General features: G+C 68.9%; 1 protein-coding gene. It reads right to left on the bottom strand.

The window, feature by feature from the left end; translation table 11 throughout:
• The coding region (locus AC01FP_RS17745) for an AAA family ATPase (protein WP_474482068.1) at nt 1-1,074 on the bottom strand (1,074 nt) is incomplete at both ends.

The following is a 1,074-nucleotide window of genomic DNA, read 5'->3' as shown; positions in this document are numbered from 1 at the left end:
CCCCTAGGTCCTCCCCGCCAGGTGAGTCCTCCTGGTCCTCCTGGTCCCCACGTCCGTCAAGTTGGCTGATCTGCGGACCAGCCAGGCCGATCGGACCTGCTGCCGAGAGGGGACCTTGCGGACCGTCGGCGCTCCATGGTCGGGCGCTGATGCCGGTGCCGACCTTCCGCAGCCGGACCAGCCGCATGCGCCCAAGAGCCTGGAGCACCTTCCGCCCAAGGCGGCCGGCATGTTTCCCCTCCAACTCGCAATCTGGATCGGCCACCAGGTCGGCCACCGTGCTCTCGCCCTGGCCATCACCCCATCGCCTTTCAACCACCTCCAGGGCGGCCTCCTGTCGCGGCGTGAGCTTCTCCCGTGCGGCCTCCCGGCGCACCTCCGCGGCGATCTCCTCCCCGGTGCCGCAGCTGGTCCAGCGGTCCCCATCCCGCACGATCGCCAGGGTCTCCGGTGGTCCGCCGCGGCCTTCGACCATCAGTAGGAGCCGCTGATCCTCCCGGTCAATTGGGTTCACTTTCCCCAATGCCAGGAGCATGGATGGCACGGCCGGAAGTGCGGTGGTCCCCCGGCTGAGTGCCGCTGGCCCTTCCCCGGCTCGCGACTTGCCAGCGTGATGCACAACTAGGAGGGTGGCTCCAGTCGGGTCCACCTCCTCCACTAGGCCTTGCAACGGTCCGGCAAACTCCGCGCTCGCTTCTTCCAGGCCCATGACCCTGGTCCCGGCGGCGTAGCTATCCACCACGACCAGGCAACCAGGCCGGCGAGTGGCTTCCTCCGCGATGGTGGCGATCCCTTCTTCGTCTAGGTGAAGCGGCCGGCCGGCGTGCCAGAGCGCCACGATCGGCGCCCGCACACACCCATCAGACCCGAGGAGACCGGCCGCGGCGAGCATCCGCGCCACGTCGCCTTCGCCCTGGTCCGGCCACACCAGGACCACCTCAGGACATGGCTCAGTGAAGGCTCGCCCCAGGAAGGTCTCCCCGCGGCTCCAGGCGGCAATCAGCCCCAGGACCCAGGAGCTTTTGCCGACCTTCGGCTGAGCAATCAGGAGATGGCTCGCCCGCTTCAGCAGCA

It is taken from the genome of Cyanobium sp. NIVA-CYA 375, assembly GCF_056108345.1.
This window is presented reverse-complemented; position numbering and strand designations above follow the sequence as displayed.